Below are 17,337 nucleotides of genomic sequence, written 5' to 3'. Positions count from 1 at the left end.
ATTGGCTCAGCTTATTGGCAAGCTTCGCAATCCGGCTCATCAATCGCGCAGGCCTTTGGCACAGGTGCCGGGCCGGCTGGCGCTGCGAGTACCGAATCATCACCGTGGTTGCCGCTGGACACTGCGTTCAGCTTGCCGGTGTTGATGGTCGATTTCTCGGTGCTGGTCGCGGCCAGGGCACGGAGGTAGTAAGTGGTTTTCAGGCCACGGTACCAAGCCATGCGGTAGGTCACGTCCAGCTTCTTGCCCGAAGCGCCGGCGATGTAGAGGTTCAGCGACTGAGCCTGGTCGATCCACTTCTGGCGACGGCTAGCGGCGTCAACGATCCACTTGGTGTCCACTTCGAACGCGGTCGCGTAGAGCTCTTTGAGTTCTTGCGGGATACGTTCGATCTGCTGTACCGAACCATCGTAGTACTTCAGGTCGTTGATCATCACCGAGTCCCACAGGCCGCGGGCTTTCAGGTCACGAACCAGGTACGGGTTGATCACGGTGAATTCGCCCGACAGGTTCGATTTCACATACAGGTTCTGGTAGGTCGGTTCGATCGACTGCGATACGCCAGTGATGTTGGCGATGGTGGCAGTCGGTGCGATGGCCATGATGTTGGAGTTACGAATACCTTTCTGCACACGGGCACGTACCGGCGCCCAGTCCAGGGTTTCGTTCAGGTCAACGTCGATGTACTTCTGGCCACGCTGTTCGATCAGGATCTGTTGCGAATCCAGCGGCAGGATGCCCTTGGACCACAGCGAACCCTGGAACGTCTCGTAGGCGCCGCGCTCGTCGGCCAGGTCGCAGGAAGCCTGGATCGCGTAGTAGCTGACCGCTTCCATGGACTTGTCGGCGAACTCGACCGCAGCATCGGAACCGTAAGGAATGTGCTGCAGGTACAGCGCATCCTGGAAGCCCATGATGCCCAGGCCAACCGGGCGGTGCTTGAAGTTGGAGTTCTGCGCCTGTGGCACCGAGTAGTAGTTGATGTCGATAACGTTATCGAGCATGCGCACGGCGGTGTTCACGGTGCGTTCCAGCTTGGCGGTGTCCAGCTTGCCGTTGACAATGTGGTTCGGCAGGTTGATCGAGCCCAGGTTGCAAACGGCGATTTCGTCCTTGTTGGTGTTCAAGGTGATCTCGGTGCACAGGTTCGAGCTGTGGACCACGCCCACGTGCTGCTGCGGGCTGCGCAGGTTGCACGGGTCTTTGAAGGTCAACCATGGGTGGCCGGTTTCAAACAGCATGGACAGCATTTTGCGCCACAGGTCTTTGGCCTGGATGGTCTTGAACAGCTTGATCTTGCCTGGGTACTGGGACAGGGCTTCGTAGTACTCGTAACGCTCTTCGAAGGCCTTGCCGGTCAGGTCGTGCAGGTCTGGCACTTCGGATGGCGAGAACAGGGTCCACGGGCCGTCATCGAAGACACGCTTCATGAACAGGTCAGGGATCCAGTTGGCGGTGTTCATGTCGTGGGTACGACGACGATCATCACCGGTGTTCTTGCGCAGCTCGATGAACTCTTCGATGTCCATGTGCCAGGTTTCCAGGTAGGCACAGACAGCGCCTTTGCGCTTGCCACCCTGGTTCACGGCTACAGCGGTATCGTTCACCACTTTCAGGAACGGTACAACGCCTTGCGACTTGCCGTTGGTGCCCTTGATGTACGAGCCCAGTGCACGCACTGGCGTCCAGTCGTTACCCAGGCCGCCAGCGAATTTGGACAACATGGCGTTGTCGTGGATCGCGTGGTAGATGCCCGACAGGTCATCCGGCACGGTGGTCAGGTAGCAGCTCGACAGCTGTGGACGCAGGGTGCCGGCGTTGAACAGGGTCGGGGTCGACGACATGTAGTCGAAGGACGACAACAGGTTGTAGAACTCGATGGCACGGTCTTCTTTGTGCTTCTCTTCGATCGCCAGGCCCATGGCCACGCGCATGAAGAACACTTGCGGCAGTTCGAAGCGGATCCCGTCCTTGTGGATGAAGTAACGGTCGTACAGGGTTTGCAGGCCCAGGTAGGTGAACTGCTGGTCGCGCTCGTGGTTGATCGCCTTGCCGAGTTTTTCCAGGTCGAAGGTGGCCAGGACCGGGTTCAGCAATTCGAATTCGATACCCTTGGCGATGTAGGCAGGCAGGGCCTTGGCGTACAGGTCGGCCATCTCGTGGTGAGTGGCGCTGTCGGCGACGCCGAGGAAGCCCAGGCCTTCGGCACGCAGGGTGTCCATCAGCAGGCGCGCGGTGACGAACGAGTAGTTCGGCTCACGCTCAACCAGGGTACGGGCGGTCATCACCAGTGCAGTGTTGACGTCGGTCAGGGCCACGCCGTCGTACAGGTTCTTCAGGGTTTCGCGCTGGATCAGGTCACCATCGACTTCTTCCAGGCCCTCGCAGGCCTCGGTGATGATGGTGTTCAGGCGGCCCAGGTCCAGCGGTGCAAACGTACCGTCAGCCAGGGTGATGCGGATCGACGGGTGCGCTTGTACGGCAGCTTCTTCGGCTGGGGAACGTACAGCACGTTCCTTGGCGCGCGAGTCACGGTAGATCACGTAGTCGCGGGCTACTTTCTGCTCGCCGGCACGCATAAGGGCCAGTTCGACCTGGTCCTGGATTTCTTCGATGTGGATGGTGCCGCCCGATGGCATGCGACGCTTGAAGGTTGCGGTGACCTGTTCGGTCAGGCGGGCAACGGTGTCGTGGATGCGCGACGAGGCAGCAGCGGTGCCGCCTTCAACTGCAAGAAACGCTTTGGTGATGGCGACGGTGATTTTGTCATCGGTATAAGGAACGACAGTGCCGTTACGCTTGATCACGCGCAGTTGGCCAGGTGCGGTGGCGGACAGATCCAGATTCGAATCAGCGGCCTGCGGCACGGAGCCCTGCGGGTTCTCGCGAGTTGTGTCGGTTTGCATGGGGGGTTGTCTCCACATTCTATATTTATTTGGGCACCATCACGGTGCCCACCGTTCCGTCCTGAAGCACTTACAACAGGCCTGGGCCTGGCATAACAACTTCGGGACAGGAGGAAGGGAGCTCATCGCGCCGCTTCCATGCCGAAGTCTTTGGCTTGGGGCCGGGGAGCCCTTCGCCGTATTCCTGGTGGGTGACAGTGGCCCCGTTCAAGCCCTGCAACACCCGTACCGTTTTCTGCCAATGGGGCTTGAAAACGGTTGCCATCCGCGTGCGCGGTTTGGGCTTTCAAAAAAGGCTTTGGTTCAACCAAATGTGAGCAAGAAAGCGCTTGAGTTTCTTGTCTGATTTGTGTTTGGTTTTTCGCTTAAACCCTACATGTAGGGTTTTTTTTGCGCCGAGGTACAAGATAATGCGTTTTAGGGGGCTTAGCAACGCACTACCTGTGGATAACGCTGTGGGTAAAATGTGTATGAATCATGGAACGCCCTTGTAGGCCGCATTACTACTGGATTACACCGTTTGTCACCGAATATTCCAGGGCAGATCCAGCCGGTTGGAATTTTGAGGGCGCGAACCCTACCACAAAAAATCGCCATCACCGAATGGATTTCCCGGCTTGTGTTTAAGGGTTGGCCCAAGGCTACAATCGGCCTTTGTTATGCCCTTGAAACATGACAAACAGGCTATGGGCGGTGGCGATCCGAATGTGGGAGCGGGCTTGCTCCCACATTCGACCGCGGCAGCCAAAAAACTTCTAATAACAACGAGGTCGCGCATGGAGCAGGAAGCCTGGCAGATATTGATTATCGAGGACGACGAGCGACTCGCCGAGTTGACCCGTGATTACCTGGAAAGCAACGGCCTGCGCGTGTCGGTGGAAAGTGACGGTGCCCAGGCAGCGGCGCGCATCATCGCTGAACAGCCTGACTTAGTGATCCTCGACCTGATGCTGCCCGGCGAAGATGGCCTGAGCATCTGCCGCAACGTACGCGAGCGTTATGACGGCGTAATCCTGATGCTCACTGCGCGCACCGATGACATGGATCAGGTCCTGGGCCTGGACATGGGGGCCGACGACTACGTGTGCAAACCCGTGCGCCCGCGCTTGTTGCTGGCGCGTATCCAAGCCCTGTTGCGGCGTAGCGAGCCAGTCTTGTCGGCGATGGTGGAAAACCAGCGCCGCCTGCAATTCGGCCCGCTGGTGGTGGACAACGCGTTGCGCGAAGCCTGGCTGCACGATAGCGGTATCGAACTGACCAGCGCCGAATTCGACTTGCTGTGGCTATTAGTCGCAAACGCCGGGCGCATCCTGTCGCGCGAAGAAATCTTCATTGCCCTGCGTGGTATCGGTTACGACGGCCAGGATCGCTCCATTGATGTGCGCATTTCACGCATTCGACCGAAGATCGGCGACGATCCGATCCACCCGCGCCTGATCAAGACCATCCGCAGCAAAGGCTACCTGTTCGTCCCCGAAGCTGCTGCCGATATGCCGCTGTGAACTCGATCTTCCTGCGCATCTACGGCGGCATGTGCGCGGCGCTGATCCTGGTGGCGCTGCTCGGCGCCCTGGCGTTGCACCTGCTCAATGACGTGCGCAGCGGCCAGTACCGCGAGCGCCTGGCCCATGGCACCTTTGCGTTGATGGGCGATAACCTGCAACCCATGAGCACCATTGAACGGCGGCGCGCACTGGCGGTGTGGGAGCGTTTACTGGGCATTCCGCTGCAACTGCGTACGTTCACGCAGGCGCAACTGGACCTGGGCCAACGCAACCGCCTGCAACGTGGTCAGGTCCTGGTGGAACAGACCGGCCCCCATGCCGCGCGGGTGCTGCGACTGGTCAGCGAGCAGGAGCAGTTGGTGCTCACCGGCGAAGTGCAGCAAATCAGCGAGCAATTGGCCCGCGCGACCATCTATCTGCTGGCCGACGAATTGGTACGTTTTCCGGTCGCCGAGCAACCGCAACGCCTGGCCGATATAAAGGAAGCCAAGGGCTTTGGTTTTGAGATGCACTTGATGGCCCTTGACCAGGCCGACATGGACGACGACCAGCGCCGTCGCGTAGCGGAAGGCGATACGGTAATGGCCCTGGGCAAGGGCGGCGACTCGATCCGCGTGTTTGCCGGCATGGTCGGCACGCCGTGGGTGCTGGAGATCGGCCCGCTGTATCAAATGAACCCTTACCCCGCGCAATGGCTGATTCTGATCACCTTGATCGGCCTGACTCTGATCGGCTTGATCGTCTATCTGCTGGTGCGTCAGCTCGAACGTCGGCTCAAAGGCCTTGAGGCGGCGGCCACGCGTATCGCCAAGGGCAACCTGGAAGTTCGCGTGCCGGCCCGGGGCGCCGATTCGGTCGGACGCCTGGCAGCAGCGTTCAATGGCATGGCCGAGCATTTGCAGCAATTGCTGGCGATCCAGCGCGAGCTGGTGCGCGCGGTGTCCCACGAGCTGCGCACACCGGTAGCGCGCCTGCGGTTTGGCTTGGAGATGCTCGGCGACGCTGCCAGCCCCGAAGCCCGGCGTAAATACCTGGAAGGCATGGACGGCGATATCCAGGACCTCGATGGCCTGGTGGACGAAATGCTCACCTATGCGCGCCTGGAGCAGGGCGCCCCGGAGCTGAATTTCCAGCGAGTGGATCTCGATGCCTTGCTCGACCAGGTGATAGGCGAACTGTCGCCACTGCGCCCGCAGGTCACCGTCACCCGCGGTATTTGCCTGTCATCGACCCATTGGGATGATGCCTGGGTCGACGCTGAGCCGCGCTACCTGCACCGTGCGCTGCAAAACCTGGTGAGTAACGCCATGCGGCACGCCAAGGGCCAAGTACTGATCAGTTATCAGGTGGGCCAGGTGCGCTGCCGCATCGATGTGGAGGATGATGGCCCCGGCGTGCCGGAAAGTGCCTGGGAGCGAATCTTCACGCCATTCCTGCGCCTGGACGACAGCCGCACTCGTGCCTCGGGCGGGCATGGCCTGGGCTTGTCGATTGTGCGGCGGATTATCTATTGGCACGGTGGGCGGGCGTTGATCAGCAAGAGCAACAACCTGGGCGGGGCGTGTTTCAGCCTGAGTTGGCCGAGGGATCAAGAGAAGCCCCAATAGTGGTCAATCAAGCGCCGATGGCCACCAGGCTCAACAACTGCTCCCCCTGCACCACAAACTGCCCCTCCAACTCCTTGCCATGACACCACTCGCTGGACAGGTCTGTCAGCAACCGCAGCCGCACACGCCCAGCCTGCGACCACTCCAGCAGCTCGGCATGCTCAAAATAAAAGCGCTTGTGCACAATCGGGTAGAGCGCCTTGAACAGACTCTCCTTCACCGAAAACGTCAGTGTCACCAGCAGCCCGTGATGCTCACGCGGTATTGCCGCCATGCGCTGCAACTCATCCACCGTCAGAATTTCACCGGCCAGGCGTTCCGCCCGCTCCAGTGTCAGCAGGTTTTCCTGGTCCATCCCCAGCCCGCGCCAATGCGTCTTGTGGCCGACAATGGCCGCGGCATGCCCGGTGCTATGGGTGATGGAGCCACTGATATGCCCCGGCCAGATCGGTGCGCGGTCCTCACCGATGGCCGGGATGCAGTCGAGGTTATCCAAGCGTTGCAGCGCTTCGCGGGCGCACAGGCGGCCAGCGAGAAACTCCGCCTGGCGCTTGGCCACCGAGCGCTGGATGCTCGCCGGCGGGGGGACGGCGCTGCGCTGGAAATCCTCGGGGCTCAATAAGGCCGGGTCGAATCGCGTGCTCAAAAACACCGTGCCCGGCAAGGGAACAGGCAGCGGCCAATGGGCATCGAGTGGGGTACAGCAAGCGGGTAGAGGCGTCATGCGCGGTATTTTGCCGAGTTGGCGCGCCAGTGGATAGCCCGGCGCGGTTCAGGTGTGGTTCAGAGCCCGTTCAGGGGGAGTTCAGGGGCGCCTGCGTAGTCTGGGCCTCACAGCCTAAACGCGTATGAGGTAACCACCATGACTGCGATCAAGAAGCTGATGTTGGCGTTGACCATGCTCGGCGCAACCGCCGGCGTGCAAGCCTCTGATGGCGCCTTTGCGGCATTTGGCAGCCAGAAAACCAAGAAATCCAGCAACCTGATCCATCGTGTCAGCTTCGAGGACGCCGGTACCCAGGCCGCGCCTTGGGGCCAGGCCCTGGGCGTTGCCACCGCGCAACCCGACTATCGCAGTGGCTACGCGCACCTCACGGGCCAGTACAATGGCATTAAAGTGCGCCCGCAAGACTTGCAGGGCCGCTATGATATCCCTCGGTCGGATAGTTGAATTGCCTTGGAGAGCCTTATGAAATTGCTGGTGGTGGAAGATGAGGCGCTGTTGCGCCATCACCTGTTTACCCGCCTGACCGACAGCGGGCACGTGGTCGAAGCCGTGGCCAATGCCGAAGAAGCCCTGTACCAGACAGGCCAGTTCAACCATGACCTGGCGATTATCGACCTGGGCCTGCCCGGTATGGGCGGCCTGGACCTGATCCGCCAACTGCGCACCCAGGCCAAGACCTTCCCGATCCTGATCCTGACAGCCCGCGGCAATTGGCAAGACAAGGTCGAAGGGTTGGCGGCCGGTGCCGACGACTACGTGGTCAAGCCATTCCAGTTCGAAGAGCTGGAGGCGCGGATGAACGCCCTGCTGCGCCGCTCCAGTGGCTTTACCCAATCCACCATCGTCGCAGGGCCCTTGCTGCTTGACCTCAATCGCAAGCAAGCCTCTCTCGATGAACAGCCGTTGGCGCTGACCGCCTATGAGTATCGGATCCTCGAATACTTGATGCGGCATCACCAGCAAGTGGTGGCCAAGGATCGTTTGATGGAGCAGCTCTACCCGGACGACGACGAGCGCGATCCGAACGTCATCGAAGTGCTGGTCGGCCGCCTGCGCCGCAAGCTGGAAGGCCCGGCCGGGTTCAAGCCCATCGATACCGTGCGCGGCCTGGGGTACCTGTTCAATGAGCGCTGCCGTTGATTCGCTCGCTACGTGTGCGCTTGATGCTGGCGGCCGCCACCCTGGCCGTGCTGTTTATGCTCGGCTTGTTGCCCGCCATGCAAGGGGCTTTCAGCCTGGCGCTGCAGGATTCCATCGAGCAGCGCCTGGCGTCGGACGTGACGACCCTGATCTCCGCAGCACGGGTCGAAAATAACCGCCTGCTGATGCCGGCGCAGCTGCCCGATGAGCGTTTCAACCTCACCGACAGTCGGCTGCTGGGCTACATCTACGACCGCGAGGGTCACTTGGTGTGGCGTTCGCGGGCGACCCAGGAAGAAAACATCAACTACAAACCGCGCTACGACGGGCGCGGCAACGAATTTGCGCGTATCCGCGAAGCCAATGGCCAGGAATTCTTCGTGTATGACGTCGAGGTCAGGCTGCTCGGTGGCAAGAGCGCGGCCTTCAGCATCGTCGCCCTGCAGCCGGTGCGCGAATACCAACTGACCCTCGAAGGCTTGCGCGAGAACCTCTACCTCGGGTTCGGTGCGGCTTTGCTGGTGTTGCTGACGCTGCTTTGGCTGGGCCTGACCTGGGGCCTGCAAGCCCTGCGACGCCTGAGCCAGGAGCTCGACCAGATCGAGGGCGGCACCCGCGAGAGCCTCAGCGAAGAACATCCCCGCGAACTGCTGCGCCTGACGGGCTCCCTCAACCGTTTGCTGCACAGCGAGCGCGAGCAGCGTGCGCGCTATCGCGACTCCCTCGACGACTTGGCTCACAGCCTGAAAACCCCGCTGGCGGTCTTGCAGGGGGTGAGCGAAGACATGGCCCAGCGCCACGAAGACCGTGGCCAGGCGTGGGTGCTGCAATCGCAGATAGAGCGTATGAGCCAGCAGATCGGCTACCAATTGCAGCGCGCCAGCCTGCGTAAAAGTGGACTGGTGCGCCATCAGGTGCGTCTGGAGCCAGTGGTGCAAAGCCTGTGCGACACGTTGGAAAAGGTTTACCGCGATAAGCGCGTCACTGTGACCTTTGACCTGCCAGAGGAGTGCGATGTACCCATCGAGAAGGGCGCGCTGCTCGAAATGCTCGGCAACCTGCTGGAAAACGCCTATCGCCTATGCCTGCGCCAGGTGCGTATCAGCCTGGTGGAAAACCTCGATGGCATTGAACTGTGTATCGAAGACGACGGCCCCGGCGTGCCACCGGACCAGCGTGCACGGATTCTGCAACGCGGCGAACGGCTTGATCGTCAGCACCCGGGGCAGGGAATCGGGCTAGCGGTGGTCAAGGACATTATCGAAAGCTACAACGCGCAGCTGACCTTGGGTGACTCCGCCTTGGGCGGCGCGGCTTTTAGAATCCATTTTCCAGCGCTGTAAGCGTGAAGAGACCGGCCCAGGCAACACATCCCTAGCTTTCCTGAGCTCTATAGGCGCCCGGCGTCAACCCCGTCCACTTCTTGAACGCCCGATGAAACGCCGACGGTTCAGAGAACCCCAACTGCTCGGCGATCTCCTGCAAGGACAAGTCCGCCCGGCCCAAGTGGTAAATGGCGATATCCCGGCGTAACTCATCCTTCAACGCCTGAAAACTGGTGCCTTCTTCGCGCAGGTGCCGGCGCAGGGTCTGTGGGCTGATGTGCAGGTGCTGGGCGACGGCTTCCAGGTCTGGCCAGGGCGTACGGTCGCGACTCAGCAAGCGGCGCAGTTGGCTGCTCAAGCTGTCGCCTTCATCCGGTCGGGACAGCAAATCGGCAGGGGAGCGCTGCAAGAAGTGCTTGAGCGTGCGTTCATCCTGCAACAGCGGCAGGCTCAGGTAGCGGCAGGGAAACACAAGGCTGCTGCTTGGCGCACCGAACACTTGGGGGCAGGGGAACAACAGGTCATATTCACCCGCATGGGCCGGCATCGGGTAACTGAAGGTGGCCTGCTGCAAGCGGATACGCTGGCCGATCAACCAACTGCCCAGGCGATGCCAGATCACCAGCAGGCATTCACTGAGGAAGTGATCCGGGTCCCACAACTGCGAGTCGTCCAGGCTCAGGCGCGCCAGGTCGCCTTCTTTTGTCAGCTGCCAGCGCGGGCCCTGTGGGAATAGGCTATAAAACAATAAGCCGCGTTCCAAAGCTTTCTCCAGAGTGCGGCAATGGATCAGGGCGTGGCACATCATGGCGAAGGTGCCGCGTTTGCTCGGCCCTTCGGCGAACCCCAGGTATTCGTCATCCAGCCCCAGCCAAAGCATTTGCAACAATCGGGTGAATTGCTCCGGGGCGATGCGGGCGCGGGGTTCGGTCAGCAGTTCCGGAGTGATGCCCACCTGCTGTAATAGCCCCGAGTAGTCGTAACCGACCCGACGCGCACCGCCGAGTGCTGCTCGGGCGTAGTGACTGGCGATGGTACGTTCACGCATGCGGGGGCCTCATCCATGGAGTGGCGGATGGTAGCCATCACCCGGCAAGGGGGCAAGGCGGATATCCGCCAAATTGTAGGACGAGACGGGATCGGTGGGCGGAAATCCGCCACCTGGTTCCACATCTGATAAGCGTCAGAAAACCCTAAGCCCTGATGTCTAAGGGCTTTCAGGGGTTTTAAGCAAAGTGGCACGCCGTTTGCGATAAGGATCACAGCGCAGGCTTGGTCCTACAGGCTTCGCAAACAACAAATCCCTCCAGTGCAGGAGGGTTCGCAATTCAAGTGTCGTGGGCAATGGCGGATATTTGCCACACGGGACGATTGAGGAACTTTGCAATGACGACTCGTCAGCCAATCTACAAATCCCTGTACTTCCAGGTGATCGTTGCAATCGTTATCGGTATTTTGCTCGGCCACTTCTACCCGCAGACCGGCGTGGCCCTCAAGCCACTGGGTGATGGCTTTATCAAGCTGATCAAAATGGTCATCGCCCCGATCATCTTCTGCACCGTTGTCAGCGGCATCGCTGGCATGCAAAGCATGAAATCGGTGGGCAAGACCGGCGGCTACGCGCTGCTGTACTTCGAAGTCGTCTCCACCATCGCTCTGCTGATTGGCCTGGTCGTGGTCAACGTCGTGCAACCGGGCGCCGGCATGCACATTGACGTCGCCACCCTGGATGCTTCGAAAGTCGCGGCCTATGTGACTGCTGGTGCAGACCAGAGCATCGTTGGCTTCCTTCTCAACGTGATCCCGAACACCATCGTCGGTGCTTTCGCCAATGGCGATATCCTGCAAGTGCTGATGTTCTCGGTGATCTTCGGTTTCGCCTTGCACCGCCTGGGTGCCTATGGCAAGCCGGTACTGGACTTCATCGATCGCTTCGCCCACGTGATGTTCAACATCATCAACATGATCATGAAGCTTGCGCCAATCGGTGCTCTGGGCGCCATGGCGTTCACCATCGGCGCCTACGGTGTGGGTTCGCTGGTGCAACTGGGCCAGTTGATGATCTGCTTCTACATCACCTGCGTCCTGTTCGTGCTGATCGTGCTGGGTGGTATCTGCCGCGCCCATGGCTTCAGTGTGATCAGGCTGATCCGCTACATCCGTGAAGAACTGCTGATCGTGCTGGGTACTTCGTCTTCCGAATCCGCACTGCCACGCATGCTGATCAAGATGGAGCGCCTGGGCGCGAAGAAGTCCGTAGTCGGCCTGGTGATCCCAACCGGTTACTCCTTCAACCTCGACGGTACGTCGATCTACCTGACCATGGCTGCCGTGTTCATCGCTCAGGCGACCGACACCCACATGGACATCACCCACCAGATCACCCTGTTGCTGGTGCTGCTGCTGTCGTCCAAAGGCGCTGCCGGCGTGACCGGTAGTGGCTTCATCGTACTGGCTGCGACCCTGTCGGCCGTAGGCCACTTGCCGGTTGCCGGCCTGGCGCTGATTTTGGGTATCGACCGCTTCATGTCCGAAGCCCGCGCTCTGACCAACCTGGTGGGTAACGCCGTTGCCACCATCGTTGTGGCCAAGTGGGTCAAGGAACTGGATACCGACAAGCTGCAAAGCGAGCTGGCATCCGGCGGTACCGGTATCTCCGACACCCGTGAGGAAGATGACCTGGGCGTGGCCGAAGGCCCGGCGCCTGCCGTCAAGTAATACGTGGTTGGCGTGAACTGACGCCGAAGCAATCCGCAGACGCCCCGACTGGTTCGGGGCGTTTGCGTTTGTGCCCGGCCACTTTTGGATTCTTTTGCTTTAAAGTAAATGACGATTTTATAGCAACGCTGGCAGGAGGTTTGATGGACAGTGTGGATTTGAATGTCCTGCGTAGCGTCCTGGAATGGCGCCGCGCCGGTGAGCGCGTGGTGTTGTACAGCGTCGTGCAGACCTGGGGCAGTGCGCCGCGCCCTCCAGGCGCCATGCTGGCCTTGCGTGGCGACGGGGTGGTGATTGGCTCTGTGTCCGGTGGCTGCATCGAAGATGACCTGATTGCTCGCCTGCAAGATGGGCGGCTGGCGGATGATGGGCCACCGGTGCAGTTGGTGACCTACGGCGTCACCCGCGATGAAGCGGCGCGTTTTGGCTTGCCGTGCGGCGGTACGTTGCGCTTGACCGAAGAACGGGTTGATGACTGGGGCTGGGTCGCGCAACTGTTGGCGCGCTGTGAGGATCACGAGGTCGTCGCACGCGAGCTGGACCTGGCCACTGGCGCAGTAACCTTGAGCACTGCGAGCAAGACCGATGTGGTGACCTTCGATGGCGATCGACTACGCGCCATTTACGGCCCGCGTTGGCGGCTGCTGTTGATCGGCGCTGGGCAGCTGTCGCGCTATGTAGCGGAAATGGCGCGCTTGCTGGATTTCGAAGTGCTGATCTGCGACCCCCGCGAAGAGTTCGTGTACGGCTGGGAAGAGCAACATGGCCGCTTTGTGCCGGGCATGCCCGACGAGGCGGTGCTGAATATCCACACCGATGAACGCACGGCCATTGTCTGCCTGACCCACGATCCGCGTCTGGATGACATGGCATTGCTGACCGCGCTGAACTCCACGGCGTTCTACATCGGCGCATTGGGTTCGCGGGTCAATACCCAGAAACGTCGAGAGAACCTGGCAGCGCTGGGTTTGTCAGCGGACGCCATTGCGCGTTTGCACGGGCCGATTGGCTTGCATATCGGTAGCCATACGCCGGCGGAGATTGCCCTGTCGTTGATGGCGGAAATTGTCGCGATCAAGAACGGCGTGGCGCCGATGCAGAAAAAGCCCTTGGCGGTGGTCGCGCAGTGACTGTCACGGCGATTGTGCTGGCAGCGGGGCAGGGTAGTCGTTTTCGCGCCGAAGCCGGGGCCGATCAGGACAAGTTGCTGGCCGCTTGCGTGGGCCTGGATGGCATTACCCGGCCAGTGATCGAACAGGTGCTGCGCAATTTGCCTGGGCGTGTTGTGGAGCGCTGGCTGGTGACTTCGCCATATCGCACTGAGGTCATCAGATTGGCAAAGGCTTATGGCTGCCAGGTTTTACTGCTGGACTCGGACGGGATGGGCGCCAGTATTGCGGCGGCGGTCGAGGCCAGTGGTCCGGCAGAGGGTTGGCTGGTAGTGTTGGGGGATATGCCGTTTATTCGGTCGTCGAGCATCGAGCAGGTGATTGAAGGGCTGGAGCAGGGCGGCATCAGCGTGCCGGTGCAGGCGGGTGAGTATGGGCACCCAGTGGCGTTTGATCGTGCGTTTGGCCCAGGTTTAATGGCGCTGGTCGGCGACCGTGGGGCCAGATCTTTGTTTGCATCTGCCGCCTTGAAGCAGGTGCAACTGAATGATCCGGGCACTCTGTGGGATGTGGATATACCGCAGCGGTTGAGTTTCAACACGGACTAAATGTGGGAGCTCCACAAGGCTTAAGTTAATCGCCATAAAAAAGCCCCGCCTGATTGCTCAGGCGGGGCTTTTTAGTTGCTGGCGGAATCAGACGAGGGGTTTAGGCTCGTGCTCTTCTTCCTGGGTCGCGCGCACTTCCACAGCCGGTGCGGCAGCTGCCGCAGCTGCCGCGGCCTCAGCTTCCTTGCGACGACGACGCACTTCACGTGGGTCATTCGGCGCACGGCCGTTTTCGGTCAGGGCGCTGGCAGGTGCGACTTCAACCACCGGGGCAGCCACTTCGGCAACCACAGGGGTTTCAACCACTGGCTCAGGCTCGACAACCACCACCTTCGCTGCTTCAACCACTTCGGCAACCGGGGCGGGTGCTTCTTCTACCACAGGGGCAGGTGCTGATGCTTCAACCGGGGCGGCGGGTTCGGCAGTCCACTGGAAGGCGGTCTGTTCTTCGCGAACTTCACGCACGGCCGGGGCAGCTTCTTCGACGACCGGTGCTTGTGCAGCGGCTTCAACCACTGGCGCAGGCTCAACCACCGGAGCGGGTTCAACGGCAACCACTTCGGTTTCTGGCTGTGCGTCGCGAACCGGGGCAACTTCCACTTCCGCAACCACTGGGGCTTCGATAGGGGTCGTGGCTTCAACGACTGGCGTTTCAACCGCTGGCGTTTCAACAGCCGGCGCTTCAACCACTGGGGCGGCTGGCGCTTCTACCGCAACGGTTTCCTCGACAGCAGCGGTAGCACGCTCGGCTTGCTCGTGAGCCTGGGCTTCAGCAGGTGCGCTGATGACGGAGCTGGCAACCGCAGCGGTAACGGCCAAGCCGGCAGCCAGTTCGGCACCCGTTGGTTCGTTGTGAGTAGCGTCTGCGTTTTCGCCGGCTTCTTCCGAACCTTCGATCACGTTGCCGTTGGCATCGCGTTGACGCTCACGACGGTTGCTGCGACGACGCTGGCCACGGGAGCGGCGGCGTGGACGATCACCTTCGGCGTTGTCCTGACCGTCTTCCTGCAGTTGCTCTTCGCCGGTCAGTACTTCTTCTTCTTCGCTGGCAGCAGCGGCTTGCTCAGCGCGTGGTTGACGCTCTTCACGCGGCGGGCGCGGTTGGCGCTCTTCACGTGGGGCGCGCTCTTCACGCGGCTGGCGGGCCGGGCGTTCTTCAGTGCTGACAGCTGCGGCAGCAGCAACGGCTGGCGCGGCGTCCAGCGGCTCACGCAGTTCGCGCACACGTTCTTCGCGCTCGCCACGCGGCTTGCGATCTTCACGCGGGGCGCGTGGGGTACGTGGTGCGCGCTCTTCGCGCGGTGCACGCTCTTCACGGGCTACGGCCGGGGTTTCTTCACGGGCTTCGCGAGGTGCACGCTCTTCACGTGGTGCGCGTTCTTCACGCGGTGCACGTTCTTCGCGAGGCTTGCGCTCTTCGTCACGGCGACCGTTGCGGTTGCGGCTCTGCTGGCGACCGTTGCGACGCTCTTCGTTGCGGGCCGGGCGCTCGGTGGCAGGTTTTTCGACCACGACCGGGGCAGCAGGCTCTTCCTTGGTGGCAAACAGGCTGACCAGCGACTTCACCAGGCCCTTGAACAGGCTTGGCTCAGGCAGGGCGGCCGGTGCGGCAACCGGGGCAGCGGTTTCGGTCGGTACCGGTGCGTTGGCACGGGCTGGTGCAGTCTTGACGGCCGCTTCCTGGCGAACCAGGGTACGGGTCGCAGCAGCTGGCTGGACTTCTTCCACTTCGGCAGCGGCAGCAGCGATCTCATAGCTGGACTGGCCGCTGTGAGCTTCGGGGCTGTCATCGCGCAGGCGCTGCACTTCGAAGTGCGGCGTCTCGAGGTGATCGTTCGGCAGGATGACGATACGGGCACGGGTGCGCAGTTCGATCTTGGTGATCGAGTTGCGTTTTTCGTTAAGCAGGAAGGCGGCAACCGGAATCGGCACTTGTGCGCGAACTTCGGCGGTGCGGTCTTTCAGGGCTTCTTCTTCGATCAGGCGCAGAATCGCCAGGGACAGCGATTCAACGTCACGGATGATGCCGGTGCCGTTGCAGCGCGGGCACACGATGCCGCTGCTCTCGCCCAGGGATGGGCGCAGGCGCTGACGGGACATTTCCAGCAGGCCGAAGCGCGAGATACGGCCCACTTGTACGCGAGCGCGGTCAGCTTCCAGGCATTCGCGGACTTTTTCTTCCACGGCGCGCTGGTTCTTGGCTGGGGTCATGTCGATGAAGTCAATGACGATCAGGCCGCCGATATCACGCAGGCGCAGCTGGCGGGCGATTTCTTCAGCCGCTTCCAGGTTGGTCTGCAGGGCGGTTTCTTCGATGTCGCTGCCTTTGGTCGCACGCGCCGAGTTGATGTCGATGGACACCAGGGCTTCGGTCGGGTCGATCACGATGGAGCCACCGGAAGGCAGTTCGACGACGCGCTGGAAGGCGGTCTCGATCTGGCTTTCGATCTGGAAACGGTTGAACAGCGGCACGCTGTCTTCGTACAGCTTGATCTTGCTGGCGTACTGCGGCATCACCTGGCGGATGAAGGTCAGGGCTTCGTCCTGGGCTTCAACGCTGTCGATCAACACTTCGCCGATGTCCTGGCGCAGGTAATCGCGGATGGCGCGGATGATCACGTTGCTTTCCTGGTAGATCAGGAACGGCGCGGAGCGATCCAGGGACGCTTCCTTGATGGCGGTCCACAGTTGCAGCAGGTAGTCGAGGTCCCACTGCATTTCTTCGCTGCTACGGCCCAGGCCGGCAGTGCGAACGATCAGGCCCATGTCGGCGGGTGCGATCAGACCGTTCAGCGCTTCACGCAGCTCGTTGCGCTCTTCACCTTCGATGCGACGGGAGATACCGCCGGCACGCGGGTTATTCGGCATCAGTACGAGATAGCGGCCAGCGAGGCTGATGAAGGTGGTCAGGGCAGCGCCCTTGTTGCCACGCTCTTCTTTCTCGACCTGGACGATGACTTCCTGGCCTTCGCTCAGGACGTCCTTGATGTTCACGCGGCCTTCAGGGGCTTTCTTGAAGTATTCGCGGGAGATTTCTTTGAGGGGCAGGAAGCCGTGGCGCTCGGAGCCGAAATCGACAAAGGCAGCCTCAAGGCTTGGTTCAATGCGAGTAATACGGCCTTTATAGATGTTGGCCTTCTTTTGCTCGCGTGCACCGGATTCGATGTCCAGGTCGTAGAGGCGTTGGCCATCTACCAGTGCAACACGCAACTCTTCGGGTTGAGTTGCGTTAATCAGCATTCTTTTCATGTTGTACCGTCGGTTTCCGGGCTGCCGGAAACGGCGTTCGGCACACACGACTTCTCACGGTCGGTGTCAGGTGCGTCAAGAGTGGTTGGCCACTCCAGTGTCCAGCAATAACCAGCCAATTGGGCTGCTATCGCGACGGACGCGTCCTGCTCGTTAGCGGTGGTGACAAAGGCACCACTTCAACAAAAGCTAAGGTCAGGAGGAGGAATCAACCGGCGACTGTGGACGAGATGAAGCGTCTAAATATAAGCCTAGTGCTACACAGTCCGACGGTTGTGCATCTCCACCCTACACGTATCCCTGATAATTCGGGTGCTGCCGCGCGCAGAATCCGCAGCGGGTTGGCATTTACCGTGTTCTCCAATGGGGAGTCCACGCTCATGGCTAAACAAGACTAGGTGTGGGCGACTGCGCTCTCACTCAGCTCTTAACAGGCGTTGTTT

Annotated in this window: 12 protein-coding genes; 8 read left to right on the top strand and 4 right to left on the bottom strand. The window is 60.9% G+C overall.

Annotated elements, in window-relative coordinates; genetic code table 11:
• Nucleotides 1-11: 11 nt before the first annotated feature.
• Nucleotides 12-2,906: a ribonucleoside-diphosphate reductase subunit alpha gene (locus JFT66_RS04095; RefSeq protein ID WP_153839963.1), complete on the bottom strand. Its 2,895-nt coding sequence runs from the start codon at nt 2,904-2,906 to the stop codon at nt 12-14.
• 776 nt (nt 2,907-3,682) lie between these two features.
• On the opposite strand from JFT66_RS04095, the gene JFT66_RS04090 reads away from it, so the two are divergent.
• Both JFT66_RS04090 and JFT66_RS04085 read left to right on the top strand, forming a co-directional pair.
• A complete protein-coding gene (locus JFT66_RS04090) occupies nt 3,683-4,408 on the top strand; it encodes a response regulator (RefSeq protein WP_034120817.1) in 726 nt (241 codons plus the stop codon).
• Nucleotides 4,405-6,018, top strand: a complete 1,614-nt coding sequence (locus JFT66_RS04085) for an ATP-binding protein (RefSeq protein WP_034120816.1) — start codon at nt 4,405-4,407, stop codon at nt 6,016-6,018. The genes JFT66_RS04090 and JFT66_RS04085 overlap by 4 nt, the downstream gene beginning before the upstream one ends.
• Nucleotides 6,019-6,025: 7 nt before the next feature.
• On the opposite strand, the gene JFT66_RS04080 is transcribed toward JFT66_RS04085, so the two are convergent.
• Nucleotides 6,026-6,742, bottom strand: coding sequence for a 4'-phosphopantetheinyl transferase family protein (locus JFT66_RS04080; protein WP_198858805.1), 717 nt, complete (start codon nt 6,740-6,742; stop codon nt 6,026-6,028).
• Between the two features lie 138 nt (nt 6,743-6,880).
• Between JFT66_RS04080 and JFT66_RS04075 the strand changes: the two genes are divergently transcribed.
• The 3 genes from JFT66_RS04075 to JFT66_RS04065 are packed head-to-tail and all read left to right on the top strand — an operon-like array spanning nt 6,881 to nt 9,228.
• On the top strand, nt 6,881-7,189 hold the full coding sequence (locus JFT66_RS04075; RefSeq protein WP_034120814.1) for a hypothetical protein: 309 nt from the start codon (nt 6,881-6,883) through the stop codon (nt 7,187-7,189).
• A gap of 18 nt (nt 7,190-7,207) precedes the next feature.
• A complete protein-coding gene (locus JFT66_RS04070; protein WP_010208358.1) occupies nt 7,208-7,885 on the top strand; it encodes a response regulator in 678 nt (225 codons plus the stop codon).
• On the top strand, nt 7,882-9,228 hold the full coding sequence (locus tag JFT66_RS04065; RefSeq protein ID WP_198858804.1) for an ATP-binding protein: 1,347 nt from the start codon (nt 7,882-7,884) through the stop codon (nt 9,226-9,228). The genes JFT66_RS04070 and JFT66_RS04065 overlap by 4 nt, the downstream gene beginning before the upstream one ends.
• A gap of 31 nt (nt 9,229-9,259) precedes the next feature.
• Here the strand turns inward: JFT66_RS04065 and JFT66_RS04060 are convergent, their stop codons facing one another.
• Nucleotides 9,260-10,258, bottom strand: a complete 999-nt coding sequence (locus JFT66_RS04060) for an AraC family transcriptional regulator (RefSeq protein WP_153839960.1) — start codon at nt 10,256-10,258, stop codon at nt 9,260-9,262.
• 338 nt (nt 10,259-10,596) lie between these two features.
• Between JFT66_RS04060 and JFT66_RS04055 the strand changes: the two genes are divergently transcribed.
• The 3 genes from JFT66_RS04055 to JFT66_RS04045 all read left to right on the top strand — a co-directional run bounded on the left by JFT66_RS04055 (nt 10,597) and on the right by JFT66_RS04045 (nt 13,645).
• Complete coding sequence (locus tag JFT66_RS04055) at nt 10,597-11,928, top strand: dicarboxylate/amino acid:cation symporter (RefSeq protein ID WP_034120811.1); 1,332 nt, start codon at nt 10,597-10,599, stop codon at nt 11,926-11,928.
• Between the two features lie 143 nt (nt 11,929-12,071).
• Nucleotides 12,072-13,058, top strand: coding sequence for an XdhC family protein (locus JFT66_RS04050; protein WP_153839958.1), 987 nt, complete (start codon nt 12,072-12,074; stop codon nt 13,056-13,058).
• Nucleotides 13,055-13,645, top strand: a complete 591-nt coding sequence (locus JFT66_RS04045; RefSeq protein WP_162525003.1) for a nucleotidyltransferase family protein — start codon at nt 13,055-13,057, stop codon at nt 13,643-13,645. Before JFT66_RS04050 ends, JFT66_RS04045 begins: the two co-directional genes overlap by 4 nt.
• Nucleotides 13,646-13,732: 87 nt before the next feature.
• Here JFT66_RS04045 and rne read toward each other — a convergent pair whose 3' ends face one another.
• On the bottom strand, nt 13,733-16,894 hold the full coding sequence (rne, locus tag JFT66_RS04040; protein WP_198858803.1) for a ribonuclease E: 3,162 nt from the start codon (nt 16,892-16,894) through the stop codon (nt 13,733-13,735).
• Nucleotides 16,895-17,337: the final 443 nt, after the last annotated feature.

The organism is Pseudomonas sp. MF6755, from assembly GCF_016405635.1.
GTDB lineage: Bacteria > Pseudomonadota > Gammaproteobacteria > Pseudomonadales > Pseudomonadaceae > Aquipseudomonas > Aquipseudomonas haemolytica.
Note: the sequence above shows the minus strand (reverse complement) of the source record. Positions and strands in the feature narration are given on the sequence as shown.

Excerpts from the sequence above, each read along its gene's own strand:
- JFT66_RS04080 (WP_198858805.1), bottom strand. The coding sequence starts at position 6,742 with ATGACGCCTCTACCCGCTTGCTGTACCCCACTCGATGCCCATTGGCCG.
- JFT66_RS04060 (WP_153839960.1), bottom strand. The coding sequence starts at position 10,258 with ATGCGTGAACGTACCATCGCCAGTCACTACGCCCGAGCAGCACTCGGC.
- JFT66_RS04075 (WP_034120814.1), top strand. The coding sequence starts at position 6,881 with ATGACTGCGATCAAGAAGCTGATGTTGGCGTTGACCATGCTCGGCGCA.
- JFT66_RS04070 (WP_010208358.1), top strand. The coding sequence starts at position 7,208 with ATGAAATTGCTGGTGGTGGAAGATGAGGCGCTGTTGCGCCATCACCTG.
- JFT66_RS04095 (WP_153839963.1), bottom strand. The coding sequence starts at position 2,906 with ATGCAAACCGACACAACTCGCGAGAACCCGCAGGGCTCCGTGCCGCAG.
- JFT66_RS04050 (WP_153839958.1), top strand. The coding sequence starts at position 12,072 with ATGGACAGTGTGGATTTGAATGTCCTGCGTAGCGTCCTGGAATGGCGC.
- JFT66_RS04090 (WP_034120817.1), top strand. The coding sequence starts at position 3,683 with ATGGAGCAGGAAGCCTGGCAGATATTGATTATCGAGGACGACGAGCGA.
- JFT66_RS04055 (WP_034120811.1), top strand. The coding sequence starts at position 10,597 with ATGACGACTCGTCAGCCAATCTACAAATCCCTGTACTTCCAGGTGATC.
- rne (WP_198858803.1), bottom strand. The coding sequence starts at position 16,894 with ATGAAAAGAATGCTGATTAACGCAACTCAACCCGAAGAGTTGCGTGTT.